The sequence below is a fragment of the uncultured Acidaminococcus sp. genome (genome assembly GCA_900538365.1).
GTDB lineage: Bacteria > Bacillota > Negativicutes > Acidaminococcales > Acidaminococcaceae > Acidaminococcus.
Genome location: UPXT01000007.1, coordinates 33,506 through 49,747 on the forward strand (window position 1 = coordinate 33,506; position 16,242 = coordinate 49,747).

12 protein-coding genes are annotated in these 16,242 nt (G+C 50.0%); 2 read left to right on the forward strand and 10 right to left on the reverse strand.

Translation table 11 applies throughout. The features are described 5' to 3' along the window. From prfB to QZQ08_RS02700, 8 genes are all read right to left on the reverse strand, one after another. Entirely contained in the window at positions 1-1,101 is a 1,101-nt protein-coding gene (gene prfB, locus QZQ08_RS02665; protein WP_296327435.1) for a peptide chain release factor 2, read from the reverse strand. A 187-nt stretch (positions 1,102-1,288) separates the two neighbouring features. Continuing rightward, positions 1,289-3,808 carry a preprotein translocase subunit SecA gene (secA, locus tag QZQ08_RS02670; RefSeq protein ID WP_366140871.1) on the reverse strand — a complete coding sequence of 840 codons (2,520 nt, stop codon included), beginning with the start codon at positions 3,806-3,808 and terminating at the stop codon, positions 1,289-1,291. A gap of 605 nt (positions 3,809-4,413) precedes the next feature. Then, positions 4,414-4,956 (reverse strand): ribosome hibernation-promoting factor, HPF/YfiA family, encoded by a 543-nt coding sequence (raiA, locus tag QZQ08_RS02675; RefSeq protein ID WP_296327441.1) that lies wholly within the window; start codon positions 4,954-4,956, stop codon positions 4,414-4,416. A gap of 193 nt (positions 4,957-5,149) precedes the next feature. Beyond that, entirely contained in the window at positions 5,150-5,881 is a 732-nt protein-coding gene (locus QZQ08_RS02680) for an amino acid ABC transporter ATP-binding protein (protein WP_296327444.1), read from the reverse strand. After that, entirely contained in the window at positions 5,871-6,533 is a 663-nt protein-coding gene (locus tag QZQ08_RS02685; protein ID WP_366140870.1) for an amino acid ABC transporter permease, read from the reverse strand. The genes QZQ08_RS02680 and QZQ08_RS02685 overlap by 11 nt, the downstream gene beginning before the upstream one ends. Positions 6,534-6,550: 17 nt before the next feature. Next, positions 6,551-7,321, reverse strand: a complete 771-nt coding sequence (locus QZQ08_RS02690; protein ID WP_296327449.1) for a basic amino acid ABC transporter substrate-binding protein — start codon at positions 7,319-7,321, stop codon at positions 6,551-6,553. A gap of 950 nt (positions 7,322-8,271) precedes the next feature. Continuing rightward, positions 8,272-9,069, reverse strand: a complete 798-nt coding sequence (locus QZQ08_RS02695) for a basic amino acid ABC transporter substrate-binding protein (RefSeq protein ID WP_296327452.1) — start codon at positions 9,067-9,069, stop codon at positions 8,272-8,274. A 15-nt stretch (positions 9,070-9,084) separates the two neighbouring features. After that, positions 9,085-9,876 (reverse strand): basic amino acid ABC transporter substrate-binding protein, encoded by a 792-nt coding sequence (locus tag QZQ08_RS02700; RefSeq protein ID WP_296327454.1) that lies wholly within the window; start codon positions 9,874-9,876, stop codon positions 9,085-9,087. A gap of 437 nt (positions 9,877-10,313) precedes the next feature. Between QZQ08_RS02700 and QZQ08_RS02705 the strand changes: the two genes are divergently transcribed. Beyond that, entirely contained in the window at positions 10,314-10,943 is a 630-nt protein-coding gene (locus tag QZQ08_RS02705; protein WP_296360181.1) for an HD-GYP domain-containing protein, read from the forward strand. 198 nt (positions 10,944-11,141) lie between these two features. On the opposite strand, the gene QZQ08_RS02710 is transcribed toward QZQ08_RS02705, so the two are convergent. Next, positions 11,142-11,672, reverse strand: coding sequence for a GNAT family N-acetyltransferase (locus tag QZQ08_RS02710; protein ID WP_296327458.1), 531 nt, complete (start codon positions 11,670-11,672; stop codon positions 11,142-11,144). Between the two features lie 104 nt (positions 11,673-11,776). Here QZQ08_RS02710 and QZQ08_RS02715 point away from each other — a divergent pair, with 104 nt between their 5' ends. Next, positions 11,777-12,373, forward strand: a complete 597-nt coding sequence (locus QZQ08_RS02715; RefSeq protein ID WP_296327460.1) for a DUF805 domain-containing protein — start codon at positions 11,777-11,779, stop codon at positions 12,371-12,373. A 58-nt stretch (positions 12,374-12,431) separates the two neighbouring features. Here QZQ08_RS02715 and QZQ08_RS02720 read toward each other — a convergent pair whose 3' ends face one another. Continuing rightward, positions 12,432-15,827, reverse strand: a complete 3,396-nt coding sequence (locus tag QZQ08_RS02720; RefSeq protein WP_296327462.1) for an ESPR-type extended signal peptide-containing protein — start codon at positions 15,825-15,827, stop codon at positions 12,432-12,434. Positions 15,828-16,242: the final 415 nt, after the last annotated feature.

A 16,242-nucleotide genomic window follows, 5' to 3' on the forward strand; every position in this document is an offset into this window, starting at 1 on the left:
TCAATGTTTCAGGCTGCGGAGATAGCTTTCCACAAAAAGATCCAGGTCCCCGTCCATAACGGCTTGGATATTGCCAGTTTCCGCGCCGGTCCGATGGTCTTTGACCAGGGTATAGGGCTGGAAAACATAGGAACGGATCTGGCTCCCCCACTCAATGGCCTGGTAGTCACCGGCAAGGTCGCTGATTTTTTGGTCTTGTATGGCCTTTTCATATTCAAAGAGTTTGGCACGCAGCAGCTGCAGGCAGCGCTCCTTGTTCTGCAGCTGGGACCGTTCGTTCTGGCACTGGACAACAATGCCCGTCGGCAAATGGGTCATACGGACAGCCGAAGAGGTCTTGTTGACGTGCTGTCCGCCGGCACCGCTGGCGCGGTAGTAGTCAACGCGGACATCGTCCATGTTGATGTTGACTTCCACCGTATTATCGATTTCCGGCATGACGTCCACCGCCGCAAAGGATGTGTGGCGGCGGGCATTGGAGTCAAAAGGAGAAATGCGGACAAGACGGTGGACGCCCTTCTCGCTTTTGAGGAACCCATAGGCATTATGCCCCTTGATGGCAAGGGTGGCACTTTTGGTCCCGGCTTCTTCACCGGGCAGGACATCGAGCAGTTCCACTTCAAAGCCCTTGCCTTCCGCGTAGCGCGTGAACATCCGCAGAAGCATGCCCGTCCAGTCCTGGGCTTCCGTTCCGCCCGCACCGGCATGAAGGTTCATGATGGCATTATTGGCATCGTATTCATCACTGAGCAGCATGCCCAGTTCCAGTTCCGAAAGCGTATGCTTGGCCCCTTCCAGTTCGGATTCCATTTCGGAAACCAGCGTGTCGTCCTTTTCTTCCATGGCCATTTCCCAAAGGGTATCGAGGTCATCGACCTTCGTTTCAAGGCTCGTAAAGGTATCCACTTCTGATTTCAGGTTATTGGCTTCTTGGGCGACTTTCTGGGCCTTATCAGGATCATCCCAAAAGCCCGGTGCCGCCATCTGGTAATCAAGGTCCTGGATGCGTTCCTTCTTAGATTCGATTTTAAGGCCCGTCTTGAGTTCGCCAAGGCGGTTTCTGAGTTCACCAATCTGTGGTCTTAATTCTTCAAGTAACACGATTCGTTCAATCCCTTTCCTATTGAATGAGGAGCCTCAGGGCCCCATATTGAATTCTTCCCTTCAATGTCCGAAAGGGGCTGCCGCCAAGGCGGCATCCCCTTTTCTGTCATGCGCCGCACGAAAAAAGGCGCAGGCCTTTTTTCCGGACCTATGGCAAGGTCCCGTTCTTCATGACTGTGCGGTGTCAGCTGTTTTGATTTTTACCACAGCAATTCTTGTATTTTTTGCCGCTGCCGCAGGGGCAGGGATCGTTCCGCCCCACCGTGCTGTCATTTCTGACCGGTTCCTTCGGCATTTCTGCACTGCCATCGACGTTCGGGTTGTTCGTCGAGGCTTCGCTCAAATGGTCTTCCACAACAGGCTGGGTGACGACGTTGACGCGGTACATATAACGGACCACATCATCGACGATGGCTTCCTTCATGGCTTCGAACATTTCATAGGCTTCGAACTTGTATTCAACCAAAGGATCACGCTGCCCATAGGCGCGCAGTCCAATGCCTTCGCGCAGGGCATCCATGGCATCAAGATGTTCCATCCAGTGGGAATCGACAACCTTCAGCATGACCAAGTTTTCCAATTCGCGCATGATGGGAGCCGTGTTGTTTTCCTCGCGGGCATTGTAGTAATCGACCGCTGCTTTGTGGAGGAAGGTTTCCAGTTCGTCGCGGCTCATTTCCTGCAGTTTGTCTTCCTTCAGGAAACCGGCCGGTGCATAGAATTCCTCGGCATAGCTGATGAGGCTCTTGACATCCCAATCTTCGCTGTAGGCATCTTTTGGTGCATACATATCCATGGAGCGGTCAACAATATGACTTGCCATGTCAAGGACGGTCTCCTTGAGGTCTGCTTTTTCAAGGATCTGACGGCGCTGGTCATAAATGACTTCGCGCTGCTGGTTCATGACATCGTCATATTCAAGGACTTGCTTACGGATTTCAAAGTTGCGTGCTTCGACCTTCTTCTGGGCTGACTCAATGGAGCGGGTCACAATCTTATGCTCAATGGGCTCGTCTTCTTCCATACCGAGCTTATCCATAATGCCCGAAATGTTGTCGGAGCCAAATAGACGCATCAGGTCGTCTTCAAGGGAAAGATAAAAGCGCGTGGACCCCGGGTCTCCCTGACGGGCACAGCGTCCGCGGAGCTGGTTATCAATACGGCGCGATTCATGACGTTCCGTACCGATGATATGCAGGCCGCCAAGTTCAGCAACCCCATCACCCAAGACAATATCCGTCCCACGGCCGGCCATGTTGGTGGCAATCGTGACAGCCCCCATCTGCCCGGCATCAGCGACGATTTCAGCTTCTTTTTCATGGAATTTGGCATTGAGGACATTATGCTCGATGCCGCGTTTTTTAAGGAGTTCAGACAAGTCTTCCGACTGCTGGATGCTCGTCGTACCGACAAGAACCGGCCGTCCTTTCTTGTGAAGTTCCTCAATGGCATTTGCTACGGCGCGGTACTTGGCACGGCGCGTCTTATAGATGACATCCGGATAGTCGATACGGATATTGGGCTTGTTTGTCGGTACAACAACAACATCAAGACCATAGATCTTCTGGAATTCCTGTTCTTCGGTCTTGGCCGTACCGGTCATGCCGGAGAGCTTATCATACATACGGAAGTAGTTCTGGAAAGTAATGGTAGCAAGGGTCTGGCTTTCCCGTTCGACCTTGACATGTTCCTTGGCTTCAATGGCCTGATGCAGCCCTTCACTGTACCGGCGGCCAAACATAAGGCGGCCCGTAAATTCATCAACAATGATGACTTCCCCATCCTTTACCACATAGTCACGGTCACGGTGCATGAGGGCCTTGGCCTTAAGGGCCGCCATGAGCTGATGGGAATAGTCAACGCCATTTTCTCCATCATACATATTGGAAACGCCGAGGAGTTTTTCCGTCTTGGCAATGCCAGCTTCCGTCGGGGCAACGGTCTTTTGCTTTTCATCGACCGTATAGTCCTCCCCTTCCTTGAGCTTAGCCGCCACATCTGCCATGACCTGGTAAAGGCTCGTTGACTGGGCGCCAGGACCGGAAATAATAAGCGGTGTACGGGCTTCATCAATGAGGATGGAGTCCACTTCGTCGACGATGGCGTAATGCAGGGGGCGCTGCACCATTTGGTCAAGGGATATGACCATGTTGTCGCGGAGATAGTCAAACCCAAATTCATTGTTTGTCCCGTAGGTAATATCGGCAGCATAAGCCGCCTTACGGGCAGGATAATCCATTTCGTGGGTAATGAGACCGACAGAAAGTCCCAGGAAACGGTAAACTCGGCCCATATCCTCACTGTCACGGCGAGCCAGGTAATCATTGACCGTCACGACATGGACGCCTTTTCCTTCAAGGGCATTTAAATAAGCCGGCAGCGTTGCCACAAGGGTCTTACCTTCACCAGTACGCATTTCCGCGATTTTTCCACGATGAAGGATGCAGCCGCCCATGAGCTGGACGTCAAAATGACGCAGGCCCATGACACGTTTGGCGGCCTCCCGAACAACGGCAAAAGCTTCCGGCAGGAGATCATCGAGCGTTTCTCCCTTGGTCAGGCGCAGGCGGAATTCATCCGTCTTGGCGCGCAGACGGGCATCACTGAGACCGGAAATTTCCGGTTCCAGCGCATTGATTTTATCTACATAGCCTTGGCATACCTTTAGTTCTTTTTTATTGGGGTCACCAAAGACCATTTTCATCAGCTGTTCCAGCAACTAAAATCACTCCTCATGGACGCATAGATAGCCTATTTATTCATCGTTTCATTTTATCAAATGCATATAGGAAAGTCAAAGAAAGGCACGCAAAAAGCGTGTCAAAAGAGGGAACTTTTTATTTTTTTACTGGGTCTGCAAATTGCGCCGAGTGGGTCCAGAGAAAGCCGCGTTCAAGCTGTCTATTGGCCGAATAGCTGTCCTATGCATAAGACCGAGACTGTTAAAGGATACTAACGCTCTGACTGTGATGCGGTGATGCGGTGGGACTCAAAAGGCCACAACTTACGGCGCCAACTGCCCTCCTCATCCACCACCCACTCCCGCAAGCAAGCTTGCTCGGTGGATACCCCCGCCTTGGTAAGGCGGAACGGCTTTCACCGTCTCTAGGTGGAAAACACAGAGGCAAAAGACCGCGACATATAAGACGGCAAATAAGCCCTAAACCAAATATAAGCGCAAGTTCGGTTTAGGGCTCTTTGATTTCATATGGATTTTGTAAAAGAGGCGCCCCTTTTTCATCAACCTAGCCCGATTTTGGGGCTAGCCAAAACAGCGCCTAAAAATGCCGCCCGAAGGCGGCATCTTTCTTAGACAAGTTCCGGAGAGATCAGGCCATAGTCACCAGCTTTGCGGCGGTACACGACGGCCATGGATTCCGTTTCGTCATTGAAGAAGACGAAGAAGTCGTGGTTCAGCATGTTCATCTGCATGATGGCTTCCTGCACGTTCATGGGGCGCATGGCGTAGGTCTTGGTACGGGCGACCTTGAATTCGCCGTCAGCCGAAGCCTCTTCAACATCACCAGAAACCGGCGGAACCGCTGCATCACGGAAATTGTTGTATTTCCGCTTCATGAGACGGGTTTTATATTTATGGATCTGGCGCTCAATCTTTTCCACACAGTTATCGATGGAAGCATACATGTTTTCGCTGCCTTCCTGGGCGCGGAGAACGATGCCGCTTGCAGGAACCGTGATTTCCACAATGTGCTTATTGCGTTCAATTCTCATGACGGCCGTGATTTCACCAACGGTCTTGAACTGCTTCGTAATGGTTTCAACCTTTTTTTCCACGTAATCCTTCAATGCAGGCGTTACTTCAAGATTCTTACCACGAACTCTGACTGTCATAATGATTACCTCCTAACTCACAGGATACATCCTGTTCGTTCTTATTATCCTATTTCTACAGATGGAGCGAAATTCCTCTAAAAATCTTAAAAAATTTTCAAAAAATGTAACAAAAGGGAAGCTCCGCTTATATCGGGCTTCCCCAGTAACAACTGAAACGTATTTTGCTTATTGGCAGGCTGGATTTGTTCCCTTACAGGATCTTTGACAAAAAGAGCTGGGCCCTTTCGCTTTTTGGATGGGAGAAAAATTCCTGCGGGTCGGCTTCTTCCTGGATGACACCTTGATCGAGGAAAATCACGCGGTCCCCCACTTCCCGGGCAAAGCCCATTTCATGGGTCACAACGACCATGGTCATCCCTCCTTCAGCAAGGTCTTTCATAACGTCCAGGACTTCCTTGATCATTTCCGGGTCAAGGGCACTTGTCGGTTCATCAAAGAGCATGGCTTTCGGGTTCATGCAGAGGGCACGGGCAATGGCAACGCGCTGCTGCTGACCGCCGGACAGGGACTCCGGATAAGCAGAGGCCTTATCAAGAAGCCCGACCTTTTTCAGATACATCTCAGCCTTTTCCATCGCTTCTTCGCGCGTAACGTGGCGTACCTTCATCGGGGCGAGGATCAGGTTTTCCATGACCGTCATATGCGGAAAGAGGTTAAAGCGCTGGAACACCATGCCGATTTCTTTGCGGACTTCGTTGATGTTAGCCTCGCCATTAAGGGGAATGCCGTCAAAGACAATTTCACCGCCTGTGGGCACTTCCAAATAGTTGATGCAGCGCAAAAAGGTACTCTTGCCGCCGCCCGAAGGACCGATGACAACGACTACTTCCTCTTCCTTGATGTTGATGTCGATTCCCTTCAGGACCTCGTTCTTGCCATAGCTTTTCCGGAGGCCGGTAATCTTAATGAGATCATTTTTCATTTTTCTTATACCGCCTTTCCAGAAGCCCTACGAGACGGGCCACAGCAAATGTCATGATAAGGTAGATGAACGCAACGGACAGCCAGATTTCAAAAGAGGCATAGGTCCGGGCAATGATAAGCTGGCCGCGGCGGGTCAGTTCCTCAAAACCAATAACAGAGACCAGGGACGAATCCTTCAACATGGCGATGAATTCGTTGCCAAGGGGCGGAATGATCCGCTTAAAGGCCTGTGGCAGGATGACAAACCGCATGGTCTGCCACCAGTTCATGCCCAAGCTGCGGCCCGCTTCCATCTGCCCTTTGTCGATAGATTCAATGCCGCCGCGAAAAATTTCCGCAACATAGGCTCCACTGTTGATGGAGCACGCAAAGACCGCGGCAAAAAAAGCGTCCACCTGATGATGGATGAGTGCCGGCAAAGCAAAGTAAACAAGGAAGATCTGCACAAGCAGCGGGGTCCCGCGCAGGAAATCGACATAAACATTGCCCAAGATCCGCAGGAGACGGATGCCCGTCATACGGATGAGGGATATGACAATGCCAATGGCCATGCCAAAACCAACGCTCAGTGCTGTAATTTCAATGGTTACGCCCGCCCCTGCCAAAAGCAGTGGAAAGGACGATGTAATAATATCTAGATCCATACCCACCAATCCTTACTCCGCCATTATTTTGCTTTCGGCGTTTCGCCGAACCATTTCTTGTAGATCTTATCGTATTCGCCGTTTTTCTTCAGTTCGCCCAGGGCTTTATTGATTTCGCCAGCCAGTTTGCTGTCCTTCTTGACGGCAATCCCGTAGGCCTCGGCATCCATCGTTTCGCCAACCATCTTATCCAGGCCCTTGCCTTCCTTCGTCAGGAAATAAGCCCCAACAGGACGGTCAATGATGACCGCATCGGCATTCTTATTATTGAGTTCAAGGAAAACTTCCGCATTCGTATTGAAGGTCTTGACCTTGGCCCCAGGAACGGAAGCGGCTTTATCAGCACCCGTCGTTCCAATCTGGACGGAAATCGTCTTGCCTTCAAGGTCCTTCAGGCTCTTGATATCATTTTCATCGTTTCTCACAATGATGGAAAGACCGGAAGTATAGTAAGGATCGGAGAACGTGACGGCCTTCTTGCGGTCTTCCGTAATGCTCATTCCTGCAATGGCGGCATCGATGTTGCCCGAGTTAAGGGCAGGGATCAGGGCATCAAAACCCATATTCTTGATTTCCACGTCACGGCCCATTTGCTTACCAATGGCGCGGATCAGATCCATATCAAAGCCCGTGAAATCCTTGGCATCCTTTTCCTGGAATTCAAAAGGGGCAAAGGTCGGTTCCGTGCCCGCACGAAGGACTTTGGATTCCTTGGCTGCATCCTTACCGCCGCAGCCGGCAGCAAACATCGTTAAAGCGGCTAACATTCCAACAAGTACGGTACGTTTTTTCATGGCTATTCCTCCAGATAGACTTGTTTTTTAATAAGCATACGATATTATACATCCGAATGAATTTTTATACAATGGGAGATTTGAAAAAGCCGCAGCCTAAGCTTACAACAAGATGTAGAGTGAAGCAGTTATGACCGGGGCAAAAGAATCGTGGAAAACCCTAGGGGCTGCCCCCCTTATTTGAATGGACTTTCTTTACGACAGAAGAAAGCGCGTCTTGGCCTTGCCCTTATCTCATGAAAAGCCATCTTCCATTGAAAGAGGGGGAAGGAAAAGGCTTAAGGTAAAAGATTGTGGAATAAAGACCGAAAGAAAATTCCTAACCTGAACGTATGCCTAGGTTCGGTTTAGGGCTCTTCGTGTTGGTTCGGCTTTTGTAAGAAGCGGATCTTTTTTAATATAAGGAAACGATAATGGATGAACGACCGCGTTCAGCTTTTCCCTTAGTGCTCGAGGCATTGCATCGAGCGGCCTTCCCAAGGCGCTCGATTTCGAAAGATCGAGCGCTAATTCGAAAGACCGGATGGCGCAAAATCACAAGTCCATAAGATATAAGACGATTGTACGTCCTCAGCCTGCAGCTTTTTTCCTCGCATCTGAACCCATCTGAGCCAAATCCCCGGAAAGCAAAGGGAAAAGCTGTACGGGACAATCGTTGTACGGCGTCGCCCTTCTGCTTTGCATTTTCCCTAGCATCTAGGCCAATCTGGAGCCATACTCAAAAAAAGTACATAGCAAAAAGACCGGAAGGGAAAAATAAGGCGAATCTTTCTGCATCTCCTTGGTCAGGCGAAATGGCTTTCCCCGCCCTGAGCTAAAAGATCCTAAGGCAAAAGATGGCACGGCAGCGATTCGCTGCTTCCGTCTCAAACCTAAAAACAGCATATAAAGAAAGGACCCCGTTCCGAACAATTGACACGTGTTCAGAACGGGCCCTTTGCGGCATCCCTTTATTTCATTTCACCAAACCATTTGGTGTAGAGTTTCTTGTATTCACCGGAGTCTTTCAATTCCTTCAAGGCCTTATTCATACCGTCCACAAGGGCTTTCTTGTCTTTCGGGGCAGCAATGCCGTAGAAGTCACCCTTTTTCGGCGTGCCGACGGCTTTGGCATAGCTGGATCCCTTCTGCTTCAGGAAGTACTGAAGCACGGGCAGATCACTGATGACAGCATCCACGTTGCCATTTTTGAGTTCGATGCAGGCAAGGTCCGACGTGTCAAAATTCGTCACCTTGGCGCCTTCAATCTTTTCGGCTTCCTGGGCGCCCGTCGTACCAAGCTGGACACCAATGCGTTTGCCTTTTAGATCATCGAGGGACTTGATTTCATTGTTGTCTTTCCTGACGATGACCATAAGGCCTGATTCATAATAGGAATCGGTAAAGAGAACCTGTTTTTTCCGCGCATCCGTAATGGACATACCGGAAATGATCACATCCACATTGCCGGCATTCATGGCAGGGATCAAGGCATCAAAGCCCATCCCCTTGATGGTGACTTTTTCATAGCCCATCTTCTTACCGATGGCTTCAATGAGTTCCATATCAAATCCCGTCGGTTGATCCGCTTTTTCGCTGGGAAACTCAAAGGGGGCAAAAGAAGGGGCCGTCCCAACGATAAGTTCCTTCTTTTGGGGCGCGGCTGCCTTTTTGTCATCTTTGGCCGCATGGCCGCCGCAGCCGGCCACACCCAGGATAAGTGCTGCGAGGACGCACATCATCTTCAGACTTTTTTTCATAGTTTTCATCCTTTCTTTCCCATCTTATTTCGTTTCTGTGCCAAACCATTTTTCCTGGATCTTTTGATATTCGCCGGAATCTTTCAGTTCCTTGAGGGCCTTATTGAGACCATCAACGAGTTCCTTTTTCCCTTTAGGTGCCGCAATCCCGTAAAAATCGCCTTTTTTCGGGGTTCCAACGGTCTTTGCGTAGGAAGCGCCGCCCTTTTTAAGGAAATATTCCAGTACCGGCAGGTCACTGATGACGGCGTCCACATTCCCGTTTTTAAGTTCCAGGCAGGCAAGGTCTGACGTATCAAAGTTCGTCACCTTGGCGCCTTCAATCTTTTCGGCCTCTTGAGCGCCCGTCGTACCAAGCTGGACACCAATGCGTTTGCCTTTTAAATCATCGAGGGACTTGATTTCATTGTTGTCTTTCCTGACGATGGTCATGAGACCGGATTCATAGTAGGGATCGGTGAAAAGGAACTGCTTTTTTCGCTCTTCCGTAATGGACATACCCGCCATGGCCACGTCAATCTGACCGGCATTCATGGCCGGGAAAAGGGCATCAAAGCCCATCCCCTTGATGGTCACTTTTTCATAGCCCATCTTCTTTGCCATAGCCTTGATGAGATCCATATCAAAGCCTGTGATTTCCCCATCCTTCCCATCAGGGAATTCAAAAGGAGCAAAGGAAGGCTCCGTTCCTACAATGAGTTCCTTCTTTTGTTGTGCCGCATCCTTACTGCCGGAATTCCCACACCCAGAAAGGCTGGTCACAACCAGTGCAGCAAGAATGCCTGTTAAGGCCAATTTTTTCACCCAACTTTTCATCCGTCTCAACCCCTCATATTTTTATTTATAAATATACAATTCAGCTGACCTGGTCTTCGCCCCCACACTCGCCTGCTGGAAGGTTCGCTCCTAAGCGTTCTTGCTCCCCACTACTGCTTCTCTCGCATTTTGCGGCAGGTCTTACTTCTAAGCTGCACCGTGCTCACAGCGAATTCCGCTGCTTACGTGGATCGTTTCGCCTGCAACTGGCATCGACTTTCAACCACAGACCTGAATTGTATATTTATTTATTATAATGAGGAAGTTAAGGAAATGCAAGTATTTTTATTCATTTTCCATGAATTTTTTTCAGAGTGTTTTCAAGGCCAAATTTTTATAGTATACTATAAGTCCCGAGAGGATTTTGGCAGAAAAAAGGGGCTCGTTTGTCCCCTCTTTTCTATTTTATATATTTTATAGGTAAAGGTCGTTTTACTATGCTGACGATACCCCAATTTTTGGAGTTTCCTACAACTGAAGACACCAGCGCTCTCGTATCCTTTTTTTTGAAGCTTCTGGAGCATAAAAACAAAGGACTCTTTCTCCACAGCCAGCAGGTTGCCAACTACGCCGTCTGTACCGCGATCAAGATGGGGCTTCCCCTATCGGAAGTGGCTGCCATTAAAACCGCAGCACTCCTTCACGATATCGGCATCGTTTCCGTACCGAACACCATCCTTGCCAAATATCCCTATTTCAACGTCAAGGAACGGGCTGCCTACCGGCGGCATTGCCTAGCCGGCGCCAGTATGATGGAAAACATCCCGGGCTTTGGTCACATTGTGAAGATGGTCCTCCATCATCATGAACATTGGGATGGCAGCGGTTATCCTAAACGCCTCAAAGGAGTGAACATTCCCTTGGGGGCCCGCATCATTGCCGTCTGTGACTATTACGACCGGCGCTGCAAGCCCTGCACCCATAACTGGCAGTGGCAGAGCGCTGTCACGCCAACAAGGATCCGTGACCTTTCGGGAATCTATTTTGATCCCGATGTCGTCAAGGCCTTCTTTGATGCCGTTGCACAAAATGACCTGATCCTGGAACAAGGTTCGGCTCACGCTTAATGGAAAGTAAAAAGCAAAGACGTAAGGAATCCGTGAGGATGGCTTACGTCTTTTTTGATGGAAAATTGGGGGAAAGACAGGAAGGAAAAAAACCACAAAGGCGCGGCCCCAAATCGCCCCCAACGGGGGAACCGCTCCAAAATGATTCGCCCGGAAACATGTTGCTCGGACCTTCGCTATCGCTTCCTTCTTATCATTTCATTTGGAACAGAAATCGCTCCGAATACAGCTAAATCGCACATGCCTCATCCGCACCCCCTTATACACCTTCACATCTTCATCCACGGGACTCATGCCATTGCGGCGAGCAACATTCATGGAGGCTTCATTCGTGTCGTGAATGAGGGACGAGACTTCATCTGCACCTAAGGCGTGAAAGGCGTAATCCATAAAAGCCCGGGCCGCTTCCGCAGCATACCCATGATGCCAGTAGATCCGCTCGAGAAGATAGCCCACTTCAAGGACTTCCCCACCCCGCCAAGGCTGGTAGGTGAGGCCGCACTGACCGATAAAGGCACCTGTTTCTTTAAGGACAATGGCATAAAGGCCAATCCCCCATTTTTCATAGCGTGCCAGCTGGTGCGTGAGCCAGGCCTTTACTTCCTCGTCCGTAAAGGCGCCTTCATAGGCGTACATGGCTTTTTCGTCCTGTAAAGTTCGTCTCAGATTTGCTTCATCCGCCTGCGTAAGCGGCCTCAGCAGCAGTCTTTTGGTTTCAAGATGGATCATGCTTCACCTCATAAGGAATTCAAATTGACAGGAATTCCACTGCAATGGTAAGATGAAAAACAAGGCATTTATAATGATTTTCCCCAAAGAAAGGATGGAGTTCTATGGCAAATTTTTGTCCTCAATGCGGTGCCCGTCTTGCACCAACAAGCAAGTTCTGTCCCCAATGCGGCGTCAGGATTGCATCCGATTCCCCACAAGAAGAAACATCAGCACAGATCGATGTTTCCACCATACAAGCTGAAGAAAAGGTGCCGACAGCCCCTGCTGATCCGCCTAAAGAAGAAACCACATCACCTCATTTTACCATATCTCAGCCTGCTCAGACGCCAAAGACAGCCGAAAATTATCTTACCATGTTAAAAAATGACCTCACCATTGAAGGCCGACTCAACCGCAAACGCTATTGGGTTCGTACGGGGCTGTGCATTGTGCTCAACATCATTGCGGCCATCTTCATGGAGATTCCCGCAGAACTTCCCATCTTTTTTGGGGCCATCCTGACCATTGCCGTTTCGATCTACCAAATCATGTTCACCGTGCGCCGTGCCCATGACCTTGGAAGATCCGGCTGGTATCTCCTTTGGGGCATTGTTCCCCTCGTCAATATTTATATCGCCATCCGCATCAGTTTCATCGAAGGCGAAAAAGGCCCGAACCGGTTCGGGCCGGATCCCTTGGAAACGCCTGGGACGTGGTGAGAGAAGAAAAACAAAAACCAGTGCCAGCCTATGGCTGGCACTGGTTTTTGTTTTTCTCTCATTTCACTTTCTGCTGCAGTTCGGCAACAATCTTCATGAGTTCCTGGATTTTTTGGTCCTGAATGGCGTCGTTGCGTTTCAGTTCTTCGTTTTCGACAATGAGCTGGGCTTTGCTGACGCCTTCGTACTCGCTGACGCGGCCGAGTTTGACGGAGACGCCGAAGTTCCACATGTTTTCGCCGCCGCCCGTCGATCCGCCGAGGCTCAGCATGGTGCGGTTATCAGGCCGATAGAAGGCACCGATGGCAAGGGCCGTGTTGCCGCGGTAGCTGCCGGTACCAGCAGCAAAGTCGAGTTTGTTGTCCCGGTCAAAGTCGAGGGGATGGAGCGCTGCAAGCGCTGCAGCATGGGCTCCGACTTTATCGACGCGGTCACCGAGGCGTTCGATGCGGCTGCTGACGTCGCGGACGTCTTTCGTCGCTTCATAGAGCTGGCTGCCATTGATGGCGTCTTTCGAGGTCGGGCTCACTTCCCCATCGGCGACGTTCGTGATCTTTTGGTTATTCATATCGATGCCGGTGCTGGAAATAGTCGGGCCGCCGTTCTTGATGCTGATCTTGCTGACGCTGATGTTATCTTTGAGGGCGACGTTGACGTTGCTGCCGCTAATGGTCGTTGCAATGTTTTCGCTTCCCATGATGCCAAGTTTGCCGTCTTTTGCAAGTTTCGTCTCGCCTTTATCATCGGCCGCGAGTTTCGTTTCGATGACAGCGAGTCTGCCCGCATCCGTCGCTGCCGTACTGTCAGTCTTCTCTTCGTAGGTTACTTTGTCGGACCCGGAATCCTTGAAGTTCGTGCTGATGGTCCAGTTGCCGGTGCTATCTTTTTCAAGTTTGATGCCGTCCCCTGCTACGAGGCTGATGGACGAACCGGAATTTGCCGTCGCCGCTCTGAGCTGGGCCACGTTGACAGCATCCGTATCGGCTAACCCGGCGGCAACGTAGGTGATGCGGCGCGTATTGATGTTCCCATCAGAGTCGGGGCCACCGACAGAAACAGCCGCCAAGGTCGGTTTCCAGACATAATCCGTGTTCGCCGCGCGAAGAACGGGAGCAGATGCATCCGAGGCCTCATAGCTAAATCCGTAATCTTCATCGACACCGCGGTCCGCCACAGAAAAGCTACCCAAGGCGACGCCGTCGTTTTCCGTGACGTCCGTGTTGTAGCCGAGGAAGACCGCGTTTTCGAGATCATCCTTATAAGCTTTCTTGGCCTTTTGGACTTTGACTTCATACTGCACTTCGCCCATCATTCCCGTCGCGGTCTTTGTGAGGGTTGCTTCTTCGCTTTCCCTGGACCCCAAAATGACGTTGTGTTTGCCATTTTTGAGTTCATGGTAATCACCAACGACAACGTTGTCTTCACTGGTCTCCAGAATATTGCCCGTTCCCACAAGGGTCGTCTGTTTCAAGTTCGTTCCTTTATTCATGAAACCACTGACCGTATTGTTGACACTGAACGCTTCTTCCGTACCGGTCAGTTCATTGGCTGTTCCTAGGATCTGGGAACGAATGGCATAATCGGTTTTATTGGCATTACCAAGGACGGATACCCCGCCGCCACCGTAAGCTGCTAAGTCTTGCATGGCTTTTTGGGCGTCTTCAACAGGAACATCCGTTCTGCCCTCCATAAAATACGTCGATCCAGCATAATTGGTAAAGACCAAACCACCTATTGCACTTTTATCGTCAATCAAATCACCAAGATAAGAATGCTGAACCTCGTTTCCTGCGCCAATAATATGCGCACCCATCGCATCTTTCGCTTCATTGTAGGTGCCCTGGATGCTCGTAGCAAAACCACTGATTTTACGATTCAGCTGCTTTTCTTCCGATTCGTCCCTAGAATAGACGCCATCATTACGAATCCAGTTAAAGGACCCATTGATGGTACCATACATTCCATTAACAAAAAGCCAGTTGCTGCCATCGTGGAGATTATCAATGGAAGAGCCATGGCCCACAATCGTTTGTAACATGTTTTCTGAATAAGAGCGTGTTCCAATGAGAACACTGCCGCCGCGCACATACGAATGGAACCCTGCCATAATGGACGAACCACCGCTCTGATACCGCAGTTCCCCATTTTTCATTTCTTTCTGTTCTTCAGGGGAAATGGAGCCAATCGTAATCATTTCTCCGGAGTTTGTGAAATTCTGGTTATCCCCGATAAGAATGACATTATTAGCACCGCCGGCATACAAACTGCCATATCCGCCACCGCCATTGTTATTATTCCCAATGACCTTGACCGATTCCCATTGATTCCGGTATGTGTAATTGTTGTGGATCGTATTGTTCCGGCCGATGGTGAGGTCCATCGTATACAGTTCCCGTCCATCCGGATCCTTATAATCGGAAACGGTACCGCTGTCGCGGGCAATGATTTCGTTGTTGTCGCCCAAAACGAGCTGTCTGTGGCTGCCATAGACCTTATTGCCGGACCCATAAATCTTGACATCCTTGTTGACGCCCGTCACGACCTTGCGGAACGTCTTGCCGTTATTTTCATACCAGCCGTTCAGGACTTCGTTATTGTCGCCGACGATTTTCGTGTTGATGCTGCCTGTAATGGAGTTTTCGTCGCCAATGGCCGTATTGTGATGATTTTCTTTGGTATTGTCTTTTTCGACAGCATTTTTCACTGTATTCTTGCTGCCCAGGACATAGATATGCTGGCCATTTGACACGTTGTTATAGAAGCCATCGACAAAATTCAGCTGCGTAGCGCTGTCACTCAGCTCATTCGTGTTCCCCGTGAGGATGTTGCCAACGCCCATGACCTGCGACAGGTAGCCTTTATCGACCGTATTGGCGCCGCCCATGACCATGACCTGGCCGCCGCTTTCAGGAACCGCTTCCTGCAGGAGCTGGGACAGTTCATCCCATTTTCCCGCCCGGGCAAGGGGGTCGGCCTTATCCAAAAGCGTCAGACCATCCTTGACCTCCCGATAGGAATTGGTGACCCGGTTCGCCGCGCCATAAATGACAGCCGCGTTGGCGTTTTCCGTATAGTTGGCCTGACCGATAATGGAACTTGCCACGCCGTCATAGGGCTTGTCACCTAACTTGATGCCGTTGAGACTCCCCATGATGACGACCGTAGGAGCAATCGTCGCGTCACCGCTTCCCGTAATTTGGATGGGCTGCCCGTTTTTATCAACGAGGAAACTCGACCCGGCAATGGTGTGCGTCAGATCCGACGTAACAGGAAGCGTTGGTGTTTCCGCATAGGCTGGCAATGCCGCCCCGCCAAGGACCATGCCCAGCGCGGCTGCGGTGAGGACACGTGCCGACTTTTGGGCCGCCACCTTACCCCGCCCTTTGGCGAGTTCGGAAACGACGACATAGCCATTTCGAACGTGACTCCAGATGACTTTGTAGATTCGGTTCATTCTTCTTTCTCCTCTTGAAACACTGCTTTGTCAAGCAAAAAGGCCAATTGAGCTCGATATAGGGGTTCCAATGGCCTTTTTCATTTTTCCCTGCACCCACTCCGGATGCTTTCTCTCTATATCTCAATCATATCACGCAATTATCAGAAAGTAAATTTTTCTTTCGTTTAATAACTACTTTTGATTTATAATCAAAAAATATATAGTTTTTTTCCTGATATAATATAGATAATTTATCCCATATAGTGTCTTTTTTTCTTCTTGTTTATTCTTTCTCATCATACAAGGTTTCTTGATACAGGGTAAAAATTTTCACATTTTTCGTCAAAACCAGCCGAATAGTCGGCGCAATATACGGGAACTCTTACTTCACACTTTTTCCATATTCCTGTGATAAAATAAGGCCATCTTGTAT